Origin of the sequence: Arthrobacter sp. E3, from assembly GCF_017353415.1 — a bacterium.
Lineage (GTDB): Bacteria > Actinomycetota > Actinomycetes > Actinomycetales > Micrococcaceae > Specibacter.
Genome location: NZ_JAFMPX010000105.1, coordinates 1 through 375, shown reverse-complemented (window position 1 = coordinate 375; position 375 = coordinate 1). Strand labels below are relative to the sequence as shown.

Below are 375 nucleotides of genomic sequence, written 5' to 3'. Positions count from 1 at the left end.
GCGTTCCTGCGTCGTGAGGGCTTGTATTCCTCGCAGATGACTGAATGGCGCCGTCAGCGTGATGCCGGCGTTCTGGCGGGCAAGAAGCCCGGTGAATCGATCGGGAAGCTCTCCAAGGACCAGGCAGAGATCGCGCGTTTGCGCCGCCAGTTAGAGGTGAGTGAGGCCCGGTTGACACGCTCCGAGGCTGCCTTGGACATTATGGGAAAACTCTCGGCGTTCTTCGAGAACGCCATCGAGGAATCACCGGACGGGCCGAAGCCCAAGAAGAAATGATGGACGCCTATCAGCGCCTACGCGGCCAGGAAGTTCCCACACGCCGGGCAGCAGTGCTGACCGGTGTTTCACGCACCACCGTCTACCGCAAGCCGTCCG

The 375-nt window shown here is 61.9% G+C and carries 1 pseudogene; it reads left to right on the top strand.

From position 1 onward, the window contains the following. Nucleotides 1–375: pseudogene (locus JMA46_RS16840) on the top strand (IS3 family transposase); the annotation flags it as partial.